Consider the following 15,668-nt stretch of genomic DNA (forward strand, 5'->3'; position numbering starts at 1 on the left):
TACAACAAACTTCAAAAAGGCAAAAGATGAAAAAGATTTTATGTTGTTTTTTACTATCTTTAACCGTAAGTGTAGCTGATATAGTCGATGACAAAGTCCAAGAAATCATAGGCGAACAATCCTACAACCAAAACAAAAACTTCATAAACAAAATATTCCAAAACAAAGCCCGCTTTATCATCTCTAGCGCAGGGAGTGAGCGCGTAAATATCGCACTGCTACTAAAAGAGCTAAAAGATAATGGGCTATTACAGTTAAAATTTCCCACACCTTTAGAGCTAAGAGCGAGATTTATCTCTGAGACTTCGCCCGTGCTACTAAGCTATACGCTAAATAATGTTTTATCCTCCATTGGCTATTCATTTTTTATCACTTCAAAATCCGCCAAAGCAAAAAATATGTCTATGATAGAGTTTTCGCTCATCACCGAGCACGCTTTGGATCCTATGATTTTGATAGGCGAGCTACAAAGGAGAGGTTTTCGCTTAAATGAAATGAAAAGACTATCTATAAATGAATGGGAATACCACATAAGCGCGACAAATCCACAGCTTTTTAATGCAAAGCCTATAAGCGTGGGAAATACGCTTAGCCTGCGTGAAGTAAGCGGGCAGTATTGGCTAAATACGATTTCAAAAGGCACGCTCATCATCAATGCAAATGGTAGGTGGATTCCCCGCGTGGTATGCTATGATAAAAATTTGGAGATTATCAACCTTGTAGTTGCTAAATCCCCACAAACAAGGCTAAATCTAAAGATTGACAACAAAACTGCGTTTGTGATGATAACCGATGCACAAAATCCAGCGATGATAAAGCAAATCGACATTGCGTTTTCATTTTAGATTTTATAGATTTTTGATTTTGTTTTATTAGATTTTGTGGATTTTAAGAAAAAAATCTAAATAGTAAATATCCCCAAAAAATAAACGCGCTAATAAGGAGCGCGACATAGCATTTTCTAGAAAAAATCGCGCTAAGGCTTAGTGCCACATAGGCAAGTGTGAGTGGCAAAGATAGATAATAATCAATACTTGGAATCTCCAAATTTATCACCATATCTAGCCATTTATCAGCTATCCCGCCAAATCCAAAAATATGCAAAAAAATAGCCAACGGAAAAAACACCACAAATGCCAAACTAACAGGAATGCTAACAAACTGATAAGGCGAAAAATACGGGAAAAAATAATGCACCAATGGTGTAATGCTAAAAAACACTGCCACATTAAACGCCACCCAATACCACAAAACATAAAATCTACTTTGAAATTTGGGAAAATATTTGACAAACAAAAATATATAAAATACGCCTGCCATTGATAAAATAAAGCCTATATTAAACGCTGCGCTAGGAAAAAATGCGATACAAATGCACCCAACTAATGCTAAAAGTTTGAAATTTAATATTTCTAACCCCCAAAAAAGTAGTAAAAATCCCAAACCCCCCATAACAAGCGCGCGCAAAAAAGACGGAGTAAAATCTAGCAAGACTAAATACGCACACATAAAAAACAAAATTATCGCACCTAAGTCGTATAATTCATTGCGATAGCTAAAAAATCTGCGTTGAGCTAGGCGATAAAAAGGCGCAAAAATAGCAAACAAAAATGCACTTAACACACCCAAATGAAATCCGCTAATAGCGATAATATGGGCTAATCCCAAACGATTTGCCACTTCTCGCCATTGTTTATGCAAAGAATCCGCAAAAAAAAGCGCACTAAAAAGGCTTGCGTGGATTTGGCTATCGTGCTGATTTGCAAAATATTGCTTTAGCGGTGCGCTAAATTCTTTTTTAGGCATTAGCGAAATGCTAAACGCAATAAAAAAACAACTCTTAAAATATTCTACAAAACTGCATTGCGTCTTGGTGTTTGGCTTATTGTTTAGCTTGCCATATACGCGGATAAATCGCCCTTGCAAGTCTTTTAGATTTTCTTTGGAGGTAATATAAAAAATATGCCCATCTGATTCTAGCTTCATCACGGTGTAGGGTTTATCTGGCTTATTTTCTTTTGTTTTTTGGTATTGGAGCAGGACTTGGGCTTGTATCTCTGCTGGATTTTCAAAAGGTAGGGTGCTGTATTTGTGGTATTCATACGCGATTTTTGCTATGCAAAGTAGGCTAAGCAAAGCTATGGCGATACACCATTGTTTTGTGCCATCTAGCAGGGGGATTTGATAAGGGGAAAATCTTGCTTTTTTTGTCATAGACGCGGGCAATGCCTTTTATGCGATAAATGATAGAATCTAAAATGAATAAATGTGGCAAAATGATTATCTACGATACCATTTTGGCGGGTTTGATTCTAGTTTTGTGCCTACAAATACCAAATCTTTTTGGATATTTCTGCGGAGTTTATTACCCCAACTGCTAAGGGTTTTGTTAAATTTTTTGGCATTGTGAAACATTTTGGAAATATTGCGGACTTTTGAAACATTCCAATCGCTAATATCCGCGTTAAAAAACTCATTGCCTTCAAACATTGATTGCATATCTACTACCCTGCTTGTATCCCAATCCTCAATCCCCCTAAAATCCTCCCTACAAGACAAAAACGCTTCATTGCAAGCAAACAAATATCCCATATCTGTGATTTTGCTTGTATCGATTTGGCTAAGTTTTATGCTTTGATTTTGCACGAGTGAGACTAGCTCACTATGGGAGGTTGGCTGATATTTTCTAGGCTTTTTTTGCTCTAGCGGGAAAGGCAACATTTCATCTTCTATGACATCTGCATCGTATGGGCTAAGCCCTTGAGGGAGGGTAAAACTGCCTGCTTGAGATAGAGGGTTTAGCAACATTTCATTTTCTTCATTGGTAGTGGGATTGGCATAAGAAGAAGTGAAAGTAAATTCACGCAAATCAACTTCTTTAGTTTTTGGTTTCCATTGTGTTTTTACTTTTTTTCTAGGTTTATTTCCTATGTGGTTGTCTCTAATCTTTTTAAAAGACACTTTTTGCTTATGTTTTGGCTTTTTTGCATCTTGCCTTACTAATTCATCAAATTTTTCAAAATCAAGCCCCGTCATCTTGCCACAGCCACTCATACACACAGCGACAAAAAATAAACAAAAAAGCCAACACAAAGAAGTCATAGATTTTGTGATAAACGCAGTTTTTGTAATGCTTTTGTAGTAATTGCGGGGAGTGTGAGTAATGTTTATAGCCTGCATTGCTATTCCTTATAAGATTGCGATTTGCTAAAATCTAAAAAGCCAAAATCTAGCATAATGCTAAAAATGCCACAAAAATAAATTTTTATGCTTTGATGAGAGTGTGTCGTTGATTTGGTGTCGCGTTTGTTATAGCGTTTATCATTGTAGCAGAATTTTACGCTTATGCCTCCTCTATTCGTATAATAATAGGCTTAGATAGCACAACTTCTAGGGCTTCTAGCTTGATTATGGCGTTTTGGATAGCGGATTCTGTGGTGGTGTGAGTGGATAGCAAGATTTTGGCTTTTTGGTTTATGTCATTTTTTACATTTTGATTGTCAAAGTCCGCATTTGCAATATCTTCGCCACACTCGCTTGGCTTTTGTAAAAAAGTGCTTATAGAAATATGGTTGCGACTTAGCACAGAGGCGATTTTTTCTAGCACGCCATAAGTGTCGATAGCTAAAATCCGCATATAATAGCTGCTTTGTATTTGCTCTTTTGGGATTATGCTAAGGGGTTGTGAAGTATGAAATCCTAGCATATTGCCGCTATTTCCCTGTGCGATTTTGCCTCGCGCTATTTCGATCAAATCACTTATCACCGAGCTAGCAGTCGCTTCCCCTCCTGCCCCCGCACCATAATACACGCTCTCTCCCACACTATCGCCCACTACGGATATGGCATTCATCACGCCATCGACTTTTGCTAAAAGCATTTGTGATTTTATCATCGCAGGGTGGATTCTAAGCTCGATTTGCTCTCCGCGCTTTTTTGCTATGCCAAGTAGCTTTATGGTATAGCCAAACTCCCGTGCAAACTCAATATCTTCTTTTGCTAGATTTTCTATGCCTTCGATTAAAATCTCTTCAGGGCGAGAATCTATCCCATAAGCAAGGCTAGCTAAAATCAAAAGTTTATGTGCCGCATCTGTGCCATTTATATCAAGTGTGGGGTCTGCTTCGGCATAGCCTAGATTTTGTGCCTGCTTTAGTGCGCGTGTAAAATCCCAGCCCTCATTGCACATTTTGCTTAATATGTAGTTGCTTGTGCCATTTAGGATTCCGCGAATGGCTAAGATATGATTTGCGCTTAGCCCATCTTTTAATGCCTTTATGATAGGGATTCCACCGCATACGCTTGCTTCAAAGCCGATTGGCGTTTTTGCTAGCTGTTCTAGCTCGTAGCGATGATATGCTAGCATTGCTTTATTTGCTGTTACAAACGCTTTGTGTTGGCTTAGGGCGATTTTTGCGATATTATAGGCGTCTTGCACTCCCCCCATTAGCTCGACTATGACATCGATTTCATTATCATACAGGACTTCATCAGCATTATCACTTAGTGGGATTGTCGCGTCTTTGTGCTTGGATAAATTTTTAACGATTCCTTTTTTGATTACGATTTCTACGCCCGTGCGAGCAGTGATGATTTTTTTATTTTGTTGCAAGATTTTAGCAACTGCACCGCCGACTACGCCTACGCCTATAAGCCCGATTTTAAGCTGTTTTTGCATTATTTCCCTTTAGGTTATTTCGCTCTAATATAAAAAATTCCATTACTGCCATTCGCACCGCCACGCCATTTCGCACTTGTTGCAAGACTTTGCACCGAGAATCTTTTAGCAATTCATCTTCTATGTCAATATTATGATGCACGGGTCCGGGGTGCATTATGACTATGTTTTTATCGCCGATTAGATTTCGCGTTAGGCAAAAATTATGCGCATAATCTCTCAAAGAGCCATAATTTTGCTTACTATGTCGCTCCGTTTGCGTGCGTAGCGAGATGATAGCGTCTAAATCTTTTAATGCCTCTTTTAGATTGTGTGTGCTTTTTAAGCGATGATTTCCTAGAAAATGAGGCGGGGCAATCAGTGTCAAATCCACGCCATATCGACTTAAAAGCTCGATATTGCTATTTGCTACGCGAGAGGATTTTATATCGCCTACTATGCCGATTTTTTTGCCCTCTAGTTTGTCGCTAAAGCATTGTTTTAGGGTTAGCAAGTCTAGCAAAGCTTGCGTTGGGTGGGCGTGTGCGCCATCGCCACCATTTATGATTGGGCAAGATACGGATTTTTTTAGATGCACAGGCGCACCAGAGCTTTGATGACGGATAATGATTGCATCAGGGCTCATCGCATTTAGATTTGCAGCCGTGTCGCTTATGGTTTCGCCTTTTGTGGTGGAGGAGCGCGAGACATCTAGCCTTGTAACCGCTCCGCCTAGATTTTTTATCGCGCATTCAAAGCTACTAAGCGTGCGCGTGGAGTTTTCAAAAAAAATCGTAATGATATTTTTGCCAAATAAACTTTGTTTGATTTGCCCTTTTGTTTCGTTATTTTTCTTGCTAGATTCTTGCGTATTTGTTCTTAGATTAGAATCCAAAAATGGCAAAAATCCCTTAGCCTTTGTCAAAATATGCTCTACTTCATCTTTGCTTAAATCATTTGTTTGGATAAGGTGTCGTGTATCTGCGTTTTGCATTGTTTTCCTTAAAGATTTTGGTGCAAGTTTTTGTGTGATTTGGTTGTTTTGGTTTGTTTTTATGGGATACAAAAATGGATTTGGTTTATTTATTTTGCAAGTGTGGCTATAATTTTAGCTTATTTTTAGCAAATAATAAAATCTAAGGGCATTTACATAAACAATAAAATAAAAAAGAAAATCTAAAAATTTTAAGATGATTAGGAGAATCTATGCGCTTTTTGCTATCCCAAATCCGAGTTTTTTTATCTCAAAATCTTTTGTTTATTGCTATGTTTTTTGCGTCATTTTTTTTCACTTCTTGTTCGACTTATTTTTTGCGCCCATTTGCTCCACAAACCTTAGAAGAAAAAAAAATCCAAGCAACAAGAAGTGTCCAAATCATCAAAGACAATCAAGTAGAAACAATGGTTTTTGCGACTTTTCTAAACGATATAGAACATTCGTTTTATCCAAATTTAATGTATTTTTTTGTAGAGATTACCGATGCAAATCATAGACAAATAAATCTAGCTAGATTTTCGTTTTCTCTCATCGATAAACAGGGCAATAAGCACGCTCCAAACTACATAAAAGAATTTTCCAAAGATGAGTTTGATGAAATCATTAGCCCGCTAAATAAATGGTCGCAATGCTACTTAGTAGCATTTGATAAATCTAGCAATATTGATGAAAAAAATATTTCTTTGCAAATGATTGTCGATGATGAATCTTACGCGCTAGATTTTAGTTTTTATATCTTGCCTTTTTCGATTATATAACGCATAATGGAATCTGCTAACAATGAGGCTAGATATTGCGCTAGTAAAAAACGGCTATGTTGATAGCAGGCAAAAGGCTAGTGAAGCGATAAAAGCGGGGTTTGTCAGTGTGGATTTTGCTACTATCATAAAACCATCTTTTGAAGTGGGGGAAAATGCAAATATCTCTCTAAGCGATGATAAAATCTATGTTTCGCGCTCGGCATTAAAACTAAAAGGATTTTTGGTAGATTTGGGGTTTAGTAGTGATTTTGGCAATGGCAAAAAAGCCATTGATGTGGGGGCGTCTAGAGGTGGATTTAGCGAGGTTTTGTTAGATTTTGGATTTGAGGCAATATGTTGCGTAGATGTAGGTAGTAACCAACTCCATAATAAACTAAGGCAAAATCCACGCATACAATGCTTTGAAAACTGCGATATAAGGGATTTTGCAACGCGATACAATGCAAAATCTTGCACAAATGATTTGAGTGCGCACAATCTACAAAATACAGATTTTCAAGATTTGCAAAATCTAACAAAAACAAGTTTGCAAGATTTTAGCACGCAATCTAAGCCATTTGACTTGCTAGTATGTGATGTCAGCTTTATAAAGCTAGATAAGATTTTGCATTCATTAGAAATGCTAAGCGATGAAATGATATTGCTATATAAGCCACAATTTGAAGTAGGCAAAGAGGCAAAACGCAATAAAAAAGGCGTGCTACTTCAAAGCAACGAAAATGACACAATCAAGCAAAATCTAGCGCGATTTAGTCAAAAACTAGAGCAAAAAGGATTTTGTATCATAAACATTTCAAAATCTCATATCAAAGGAAAAGAGGGAAATGAAGAATTTTTTATCTATACCAAAAAATAATACGATTTCAAGTGTTGCGATTGGGAAATTTGATGGATTGCATTTAGGACACCAAAGCCTCATAAACGCGCTTTTAGATTCTGCTTTGAGTGCGGGAGAAATCGGAGCAAAATCTAGCCACAAACATTGCGCGATTATCATTATAGATACGCATTCAAGCGAGTTTTTGACTTCGTTGCAAGATAGATTTGAAAAAATAGCAAAAATTGATTCTAGACTGCAGGCTTTTAGGCTAGATTTAGAATCTGTGCGGGATTTTAGCGGGGTAGATTTTGTGGCATTTTTGCAAAATCTATTGCCAAATTTAGAGCAAATTATCGTTGGCTATGATTTTGCGTTTGGTAAAAATCGTTTATTTGGAGCGGAGGATTTGCGTGAGATTTTTCAAAACAAACATAACAAAAGCAAAAAATACAAAAAAAGAGAGGTTATCATAATCCCAAAAGTATCTCAAAATGGCGTGCCACTGCACTCTAGCGTAGTAAAAGATTTGATAATGCACGGGGATATGCTAGTGGCAAATACAATGCTAGGGTGGAAATATAAAATAAAAGGCAATATCATAAGTGGGCAGGGTATAGGCAAAAAAGAGATTTTCCCCACGATAAATCTGCAAGTAAATGGCTATATCTTGCCTGCAAATGGCGTGTATGCTACGCGCACAAATGGGCTAGATTCTGTGAGCTTTATAGGGACTAGGCTTAGCACTGATGGGAATTTTTCTATTGAAACACACATTTTGGGGGATTTTAAGGATTTTGTAGATTCTAGCAATGTGACAGATTCTGCGGATTTTGGAGGCGTTTTGGAATCTAGTTTTGGGGATTTTAGGGGTTTTATGGTGGAGGATTTTATGGTAGAAGTAGAGTTTATAAAAAAGCTAAGGGAAAATCGCCATTTTGACTCGCTACCCCTGCTAAAATCCCAAATCAAACAAGACATTTGCAACGCCAAAGAGGTGCTAAAGAAATGCTAAAGAGGTGCTAAAAAACTTTGCAAAAATCTAAAATAATAGATTTTGGATTTGCCATAGATTTGCAAAAAGTAATCAAAAATTTTATGCTACAATTTTGTTTTTTAAATCTCACCTTAAAAGGACAGACAATGAAAAACACATTCAAACGCACATTTCAACCGCTTGAAATCGCGGTAAAAAAGGCACTTGGCATTCGCAAAAAGCGCAAAGGGCAGATTTTTGACTCAAATGGATTTGCAATAAATTCACGCGAAAAAATCACGCGCTACGCTCTTTCTCTCCCGCTTTTTGTAAAGATTCGCACTCTCACAAATGCCACCGAATTTAGCGCACAAATAGGGGGGGGGGAAATAGCACTAAATCGCTACTCTACACAATAAAAACGCACTACAAAATCTTTGGCATTACCATTTGGCGCAAAACTACCACGCGAATTTATAAAGATTTAGGCAACTTCTTTGGCAAATCCCCGCTAAAATTCAAACTCCAAAATACGCCTGATGATTTTTATCTAGCATTTCGGGGTGGAGGTATCGGCAAATATATCTCCACAAGCCCAAATATTGAAAGCGAAATTTTTGCGCTATGTGCGGGATTAAGCGTAGAAAATCAAATTTGGCTACTTCGGCAAATTTACCGCGAAAAGTTTGCTTACGAAACTAACTCTTGGCGCGTTGATAATCTCACGCAAGATGAGCGCGATGAACTCACAAAAATCTACACAGAGTTTTACCCAAATATTTTCAAACTTGCTGAAAATCTTTACAGCTACGATGGTTACTTTTTCCCTACGAATTTTTGCGAAATCTCTGTAATGTGGCACAAGCATAGTTTGCATATTTTAGAGCCACAGACTTTGGAGCGAATGCGAAGCAAGGATTTTATCGATGTGGGCGCGTGTATCGGCGATAGCGCGGTGCTATTTGAGAGAGAATTTTGCGATAAAAATATTTACACTTTTGAGCCGACAAGAGAAAATTTTAGGCTTCTTAAACGCACTTTGGAGCTAAATAATTCAAAACGCATAATCCCTGTAAATAAGGCTTTGGGGGCGGAAAAAGGCGAGATAACAATCAATTATCGCCCAGAATGTATCGGTGGTAGTAGCGCGATTTTTGGCGATGATAGCGCGATTGCTGAGAGTGTGGAAGTAACGACACTTGATGATTTTGTGCGTGAGCATAATATCGAAGTTGGCTTTATCAAAGTCGATATTGAGGGCTTTGAAATGGAGTTTTTGAAAGGTGCGAAAGAGACAATTTGTGCGCAAAAACCCGCAATGCTTTTAAGTATTTATCATCAGCCAAGCGATTATTTTGGGATAAAGCCACTAATTGAAAGCTGGAATTTGGGATATAAATTTAAGATTCACAAAGGCGTAGATTTATCTTTGACAACCGAAACTGCGCTATTTTGTGAAGTAGTGGAGTAGATTTGTTTGATTTGGATTGCTTTGTGTGAATCCTTGCGCAAATTTAGACTTTAGATTTTGTATATCGTTAAATCACGCAAAAACAATCGAAGTAGTTGCGGTGGTGCTTGCGGAGTTTTTGGCATTTTGACACAAGGTTAGCGCACTGCTCGTGCGTGCCTTGTGGGAAAATGCCAAATCTCTGCAATGATTACCCAAATACAAATTGCTACCACGCAAAACACTTACGATTGCCTAACGACTCTCACCGCCTCTACCATATTTTTTAAGCTGGGCTTTACTTCCTCCCATTTGCGTGTTTTTAGTCCGCAGTCTGGGTTTATCCATAGTTGTTCTTGTGGGAGCACTTCGAGCAATGCTTTGATTTGCACCACGATTTCCTCTACGCTAGGGATTCTAGGGCTATGAATGTCATACACGCCCGGTCCCACTTCGTTTGCATAGCCCACGCTTTTAAAGACTTTGAGCAATTCATTGCCACTTCGCGCCGTTTCAATGCTTATCACATCAGCGTCCAACGCCTCGATTGTCTTAATAATGTCGTTAAACTCGCTATAACACATATGCGTGTGAATCTGCGTTTCGTTTTTTGCCACCGCAGTGGAGATTTTAAAGGATTCTAACGCCCATCGCTCATATTCTTTGATATTTTCAGCGCGCAATGGATAGCCCTCTTTGAATGCGGCTTCATCGACTTGAATGATTTTTACCCCTGCGTTTTGCAAGTCGTTGATTTCATCAGCGATGCCTAGCGCGATTTGCTTACATACCGCTTCACGCGCTAAATCATCACGCACAAAGCTCCAATTTAGAATCGTTACAGGACCTGTCAGCATTCCTTTCATTATCTTGCTTGTGAGACTTTGGGCGTAGGTTATCCACTCTACCGTCATAGCCTTTGGGCGACTCACATCGCCATAGATGATAGGGGGCTTCACACAGCGAGAGCCATAGCTTTGCACCCACGCATTTTTAGAGAAAACAAAGCCCTCCATTTGCTCGCCAAAATACTCCACCATATCGTTGCGCTCTGGCTCGCCGTGCACAAGCACATCTAGCCCCACTTCCTCTTGGAATCGCACGCAATCAATGATATAATCTTTTATGCCCTTTTCATAGTCGCTTTGGCTTATCTCGCCTTTTTTATACCCTAGTCGCAACGCGCGGAGTTCGGGCGTTTGCGGGAAGCTCCCGATGGTGGTGGTGGCAAGGTTTGGATAGCCTAAAATCTCTCTTTGAATTTTAATGCGCTCTTTAAATTTTAAATCGCGTTCTTTTTTGCTTATCCCCGCTACGCGCTCGCGGATTTTTGGATTATTTGTGAGTGTAGATTTTGCTCTGGCGAGATTTGCCTCTTTGTTTTGCTCCCACGCGGATTTTGTCTCTTCTGTGATGCCATTTCTAAACACTGCATTTAAGAGCACGATTTCGCTTAGTTTTTCCTCTGCAAAGCTAAGCCAAGAGAGGATTTCGCTAGGAATCTTACCACTTTCTTCGCCTTGTTTGCTAAAAGGCGTGTGGAGAAGCGAGCAAGAGCTCGCCACTACGATTCGCTCTTTTGGGATTTTTTGCGCGATTTGTTCAAGCAAAGCAAGTTTAGATTCCAAATTTGCCACCCAAATATTGCGCCCATCGATTACCCCTGCAAAAAGCACCTTATCGCTTTTAGCTATTGACTCTAGTGCGTCAAAATTTTTGCTCCCTGTGAGAAAATCTAACCCGATTCCATAGATTTTGCTCTCAAGCAAGATGTCGGTAAGTTCGTTGCTATGCTCAAAAAATGTGCTTACAATCGCTTTAACACCCTTATCGCTGATAGAATCATAAATGCACTTAATCGCACTCCCGCCTTTACCGCATTCTAACCCAAAGATTTGCTCATCAAATCCGCGCACAAAGATAGGCTCGCTAAATTCGATGATGATTTCAGAATCTAGAGCCCTTAACCCCGCGACAATTTCATCGATTAAATCCAAATACGCGCTTTTTAGCTTTTTGAAAATCGCGTGAGAGTCGCCACTTTGGATTTTGCTCAACGCAAATAATGTAAAAAGCCCAATAAGGCTAATTTTGGGCGTGTGCCCTAGCGATTTTGCCTCTTTATATTGCGCGATTATACCCCGTGCGTCTGCCTTATAGCTGTCATCAATGCTAAGTTCAGGCACGACATAGTGATAGTTGGTGTTAAACCACTTTGTCATCTCGCACGCCACGCCACTTTTGTGCCCTCGTGCTAGGGCGAAGTAGCCCTCTAATCCGTTGAGATTTGCAAATCTTGCGGGCTTTGCGCCAAGTGCGAATGCCAAATCCAACACATTGTCATAAAAGCTAAAATCATTGACACAGACAAAATCTAGCCCTTTTGTCGCGGTTGTGCCACCTTTTAAATCGCCTTTTGCGTTGCTTGGCGCGATGATAGAGGCATTTGCTTGTAAGCCCCAATGCTTTGCGCGTAAGTCTTTTGCGACTTGTTGTAATTCATTTTCGCTTGCTTTCCCAGCCCAAAAGGCTTCTAACACCTTTTTTAGCTCTCTATTTTGCCCGATTCTAGGGAATCCTAATATGCTTGTTTGCGGATTACTTGTTTTGCTCATAAGTTGTCCTTTTGTCGTGTAGAATGTTGTTTTGAAATGTATAAAAAACACTTTTCATAGAATCCAAAACCTAAAAAAGCTAGAATTATATACAAAATTTATTAAACACAATATGTGTTTATGCAAAAAATAGCAAATTTTGCAATTTCTATAAAAATAATATTTCCAAATATTTGCGTTCATTTAAGTTTTTAAATTAGCAAACACCAAAATAAAATCCAAAAATATATAAAATCTACTAAGACTTGCAAAATCTTATGTGTGGCTTAAGAGATTTTATAAGTTTTTTTTGGCACAATTACATAGAAATTTTATTTTTAAATGTATGTTTGCAAATGTGTTTTGCGTGATTTTGCGCAAGACATTTTGCAAAAAACTTTTAATCACAAACACTTCTAATCAAAGGTAATGTCAAATGCAACTCTCTAAAAAATCTAAAAACAACATAAAATCTAGCAACGCTAGTAACGGTTCTCTACCAAAAAATGCAAAAACTACTACCAAATCCCCAAAAATACTGACGAAACTATCCAAAGAAAACGAGCCATTGCTAAAACAAATGGCAAAAGAGTTGCGGTTTTTGTGCGCTGATATTGTAGAAAATGCAAATAGCGGACACCCAGGGACCCCTATGGGGCTAGCAGAAGTCGCCACCACTCTAAGCTACCACATCAACCTAAATCCAAAAAATCCAAAATGGCTAAATAGAGATAGGCTTGTATTTAGCGGTGGGCACGCGAGCGCGCTATTATATTCGCTACTACATTTATGGGGGTTTGATATTAGTTTAGATGACTTGCGTGCTTTTCGCAAGCTAGATTCAAAAACGCCCGGACACCCAGAATACCCATTAACGCAAGGCGTAGAAATCACCACAGGACCGCTAGGACAGGGCATAGCAAATGCGGTGGGGTTTGCCCTAAGTCAAAAGCACGCAAATCACATTTTAGGCAAAAATGCGCAAAATCAAAGCGTGCTAAATCACAAGGTTTATTGTATTTGTGGCGATGGGGATTTGCAAGAGGGGATAAGCTATGAAGCCTGTTCTTTAGCGGGGTTTCATAAACTAGATAATTTGATTTTAATCTATGATAGCAACAATATTACCATTGAAGGCGAAGTGGGGCTAGCATTTAGCGAGAATGTCAAAGCGCGATTTGAAGCGCAAGGCTTTGTCGTGTATGAATGCGATGGACACGACTTTTTTAGCATAGATTTAGCTTTGTCTAAAGCTAGGGCAAATGAAAACTCCCCTACGCTTATCATCACTCACACCACCATTGGCAAAGGAGCTAGCACGCTAGAAGGTAGCCACAAAACGCACGGCGCACCGCTTGGGAAAGAGATTTTAGCGTGGGCAAAAAAAGAAGCGGGGTTAGATTCTAGCAAGACATTTTTTATAAGCGATGAAGTGCGGTTTGCTTTTTTGGCGACAAAAGAAGTGGGAGCTAGCCTAGAAGTGCTATGGGAGCAACAACTAACCAAACAAAATAAAGCGATTTTAGATTCTCTTGTCTCGCCAAATTTTAGCGCGATAACATATCCTAGCTTTGAGGTTGGCTCTAGCATAGCCACGCGCTCAAGCAATGGCAAAATCTTAAATGCGATTAGCAAGGCGATTTTGGGATTTGTAGGAGGGAGCGCGGATTTAGCCCCGAGCAATAACACCGCGCTAGAAAATGAGGGGGATTTCCCAAATGGCAAAGTAGCGCATTTTGGGATACGAGAGCATTCGATGGGGGCGATATGCAATGGAGTGGCAAATTACGGGCTATTTTTGCCTTTTTGTGCGACTTTTTTTGTATTTAGCGATTATATGGCAGCAAGCGTGCGTGTGGCAAGCATTATGTGCTCTAAAGTGTTTTATATTTGGACGCACGATTCTATCGGTGTGGGCGAAGATGGCGCGACTCATCAGCCCATAGAGCAGCTTAGCCATTTTCGCGCTATGCCAAATCTGCTTGTGTTTCGCCCTGCAGATGCAAATGAAAATATTTTGTGCTGGCAAGTGGCTCTAGAAAATAGTGTGCCTTGTGCATTTGTGCTATCGCGTCAAAATCTGCCTGTTTTGGATTGTGCGCTTGAGCCTGCTAGTAGGCTAAAATCTATAAAAAAAGGTGCGTATATCATCAAAGATTTTTCTAAAAATCCACAAAATACCACCCAACAAATCACACTTTTAGTAAGCGGTAGCGAAGTGTATACCTGCCTAGAATCCGCACAAATCCTAGAATCTAGCGGGATTGCTACTCGCGTGGTTAGTATGCCTTGTTTTGATTTAGCATTGCAAAACAAAGAGTGGGTAAAATCTCTGCTTGTAGGCAAAGTCCTGTGCGTAGAGGCTTCACGCGGTTTGGAGCTGTATGTTTTTGCTGAAAATGTGCTAGGAATAAATAGTTTTGGGCATTCTGGCAAGGGCGATGAGCTGTTTAAATACTTTGGATTTAGCCCGCAAAATATCGCAAATCGCGCTAAAGAGTTATTAAACAATACCAAAAAGTGCTAAAATCGCATAAAATCTACACAAAATCCAAAATGGAGATTTTATAAGTAAATGAATAAACGCGTCCTAAATCCAAAAAAGCACGATACAGCGCGACTAGCAAATGAAAACAACCACGAAATAATATGTGCTAGGGGATTCCCAAGCCATAGTCCAAAAAAAATGATTTGCAAAAATGATTTTCATCAAAGCATACATAGCACACGCTACGCGCACAGCGCACGCACACAAAAAACCACCTCAAATGTGCTTGTGCTAGGGATCGGCGCAAACATAGGCGATAAAAATAAAATCCTAGCTAGATTTTGGCATTTGCTTTGCTTTTTTGCCCTGCATTCTAGGATTTTTAGCATCGCTACAAGTCCTATTTATCGAAATCCACCCTTTGGCTACACCAATCAAGCGCATTTTTATAATGCTATTATCGTGCTTAGCACCTCGCTTAGCATTTTGCAAGTTTATGCGCTTGTTTTTTATTTGGAGCGTAGGTTTGGCAGGGGGCGAAAAAGGGAGTTTAAAAATGCGCCAAGAATGCTTGATATTGATATAATTTTTTATAATGATTTGTTGGTAGAGAGGACTTACCTAAACTTACCTCACAAAAATTACCATAAACGCGCTAGCGTGCTAGTGCCTATGCTACTTTGCGGGTATATATTTGGTAGATTTTATGATGGGGCAAATCGCTTGCAAGGCGCAAGCAAAATGGATTATTACAAAATGTGTTGCAAGGGGCAAAGATGAAAACTTTTACTTTTAGTGGCGAGACGCCAGCAGAAGCGTTAAAAAAAGCACGAGATGCGCTTGGCGATGACGCGATGATAATCCAAACCAAAGAAGTCCGCAAAAAAACGCTAAATCAAGCAGGGCTATATGAACTTGTAGTGGGGGT

Annotated in this window: 13 protein-coding genes and 1 pseudogene; 8 read left to right on the plus strand and 6 right to left on the minus strand. The window is 39.3% G+C overall.

Translation table 11 applies throughout. The features are described from left to right. Positions 1–26 precede the first annotated feature (26 nt). Entirely contained in the window at positions 27–845 is an 819-nt protein-coding gene (locus ACWIX0_RS00330; RefSeq protein ID WP_454170941.1) for a hypothetical protein, read from the plus strand. Positions 846–888: 43 nt separating this feature from the next. Here the strand turns inward: ACWIX0_RS00330 and ACWIX0_RS00335 are convergent, their stop codons facing one another. From ACWIX0_RS00335 to ACWIX0_RS00350, 4 genes are all read right to left on the minus strand, one after another. Then, positions 889–2,214, minus strand: coding sequence for a ComEC/Rec2 family competence protein (locus ACWIX0_RS00335; protein WP_454170943.1), 1,326 nt, complete (start codon positions 2,212–2,214; stop codon positions 889–891). 66 nt (positions 2,215–2,280) lie between these two features. After that, complete coding sequence (locus ACWIX0_RS00340) at positions 2,281–3,180, minus strand: BspA family leucine-rich repeat surface protein (protein ID WP_454170945.1); 900 nt, start codon at positions 3,178–3,180, stop codon at positions 2,281–2,283. 163 nt (positions 3,181–3,343) lie between these two features. After that, entirely contained in the window at positions 3,344–4,678 is a 1,335-nt protein-coding gene (locus tag ACWIX0_RS00345; protein WP_454170947.1) for a homoserine dehydrogenase, read from the minus strand. Then, positions 4,662–5,651 carry an aspartate carbamoyltransferase catalytic subunit gene (locus tag ACWIX0_RS00350; RefSeq protein WP_454170949.1) on the minus strand — a complete coding sequence of 330 codons (990 nt, stop codon included), beginning with the start codon at positions 5,649–5,651 and terminating at the stop codon, positions 4,662–4,664. Before ACWIX0_RS00350 ends, ACWIX0_RS00345 begins: the two co-directional genes overlap by 17 nt. Positions 5,652–5,863: 212 nt before the next feature. On the opposite strand from ACWIX0_RS00350, the gene ACWIX0_RS00355 reads away from it, so the two are divergent. The 4 genes from ACWIX0_RS00355 (at position 5,864) to ACWIX0_RS00370 (ending at position 8,627) form a co-directional block, all read left to right on the plus strand. Then, complete coding sequence (locus ACWIX0_RS00355) at positions 5,864–6,412, plus strand: hypothetical protein (protein ID WP_454170950.1); 549 nt, start codon at positions 5,864–5,866, stop codon at positions 6,410–6,412. A 22-nt stretch (positions 6,413–6,434) separates the two neighbouring features. Then, positions 6,435–7,271, plus strand: coding sequence for a TlyA family RNA methyltransferase (locus ACWIX0_RS00360; protein ID WP_454170951.1), 837 nt, complete (start codon positions 6,435–6,437; stop codon positions 7,269–7,271). Continuing rightward, positions 7,240–8,247: a riboflavin kinase gene (locus ACWIX0_RS00365; RefSeq protein ID WP_454170952.1), complete on the plus strand. Its 1,008-nt coding sequence runs from the start codon at positions 7,240–7,242 to the stop codon at positions 8,245–8,247. The genes ACWIX0_RS00360 and ACWIX0_RS00365 overlap by 32 nt, the downstream gene beginning before the upstream one ends. 128 nt (positions 8,248–8,375) lie before the next feature. Next, a complete protein-coding gene (locus ACWIX0_RS00370) occupies positions 8,376–8,627 on the plus strand; it encodes a hypothetical protein (RefSeq protein WP_454170954.1) in 252 nt (83 codons plus the stop codon). A gap of 239 nt (positions 8,628–8,866) precedes the next feature. Here ACWIX0_RS00370 and ACWIX0_RS00375 read toward each other — a convergent pair whose 3' ends face one another. Next, the gene (locus ACWIX0_RS00375; protein ID WP_454170956.1) at positions 8,867–9,085 is read right to left on the minus strand and encodes a hypothetical protein; all 219 of its coding nucleotides are present in this window, start codon (positions 9,083–9,085) and stop codon (positions 8,867–8,869) included. Here ACWIX0_RS00375 and ACWIX0_RS00380 point away from each other — a divergent pair. After that, on the plus strand, positions 9,062–9,679 hold the full coding sequence (locus ACWIX0_RS00380) for an FkbM family methyltransferase (protein WP_454170958.1): 618 nt from the start codon (positions 9,062–9,064) through the stop codon (positions 9,677–9,679). The two genes, ACWIX0_RS00375 and ACWIX0_RS00380, sit on opposite strands and share 24 nt — an antisense overlap. 224 nt (positions 9,680–9,903) lie before the next feature. Here ACWIX0_RS00380 and metE read toward each other — a convergent pair whose 3' ends face one another. After that, positions 9,904–12,273 (minus strand): 5-methyltetrahydropteroyltriglutamate--homocysteine S-methyltransferase, encoded by a 2,370-nt coding sequence (gene metE / locus ACWIX0_RS00385; protein WP_454170959.1) that lies wholly within the window; start codon positions 12,271–12,273, stop codon positions 9,904–9,906. Between the two features lie 415 nt (positions 12,274–12,688). Here metE and tkt point away from each other — a divergent pair, with 415 nt between their 5' ends. Together tkt and folK are read left to right on the plus strand one after the other, a co-directional pair. Continuing rightward, positions 12,689–14,779, plus strand: a complete 2,091-nt coding sequence (gene tkt, locus ACWIX0_RS00390) for a transketolase (RefSeq protein WP_454170960.1) — start codon at positions 12,689–12,691, stop codon at positions 14,777–14,779. A 189-nt stretch (positions 14,780–14,968) separates the two neighbouring features. After that, positions 14,969–15,436, plus strand: a pseudogene (folK, locus tag ACWIX0_RS00395) (2-amino-4-hydroxy-6-hydroxymethyldihydropteridine diphosphokinase); the annotation flags it as partial. Between the last annotated feature and the right edge of the window lie 232 nt (positions 15,437–15,668).

The organism is Helicobacter sp. T3_23-1059, assembly GCF_053654515.1.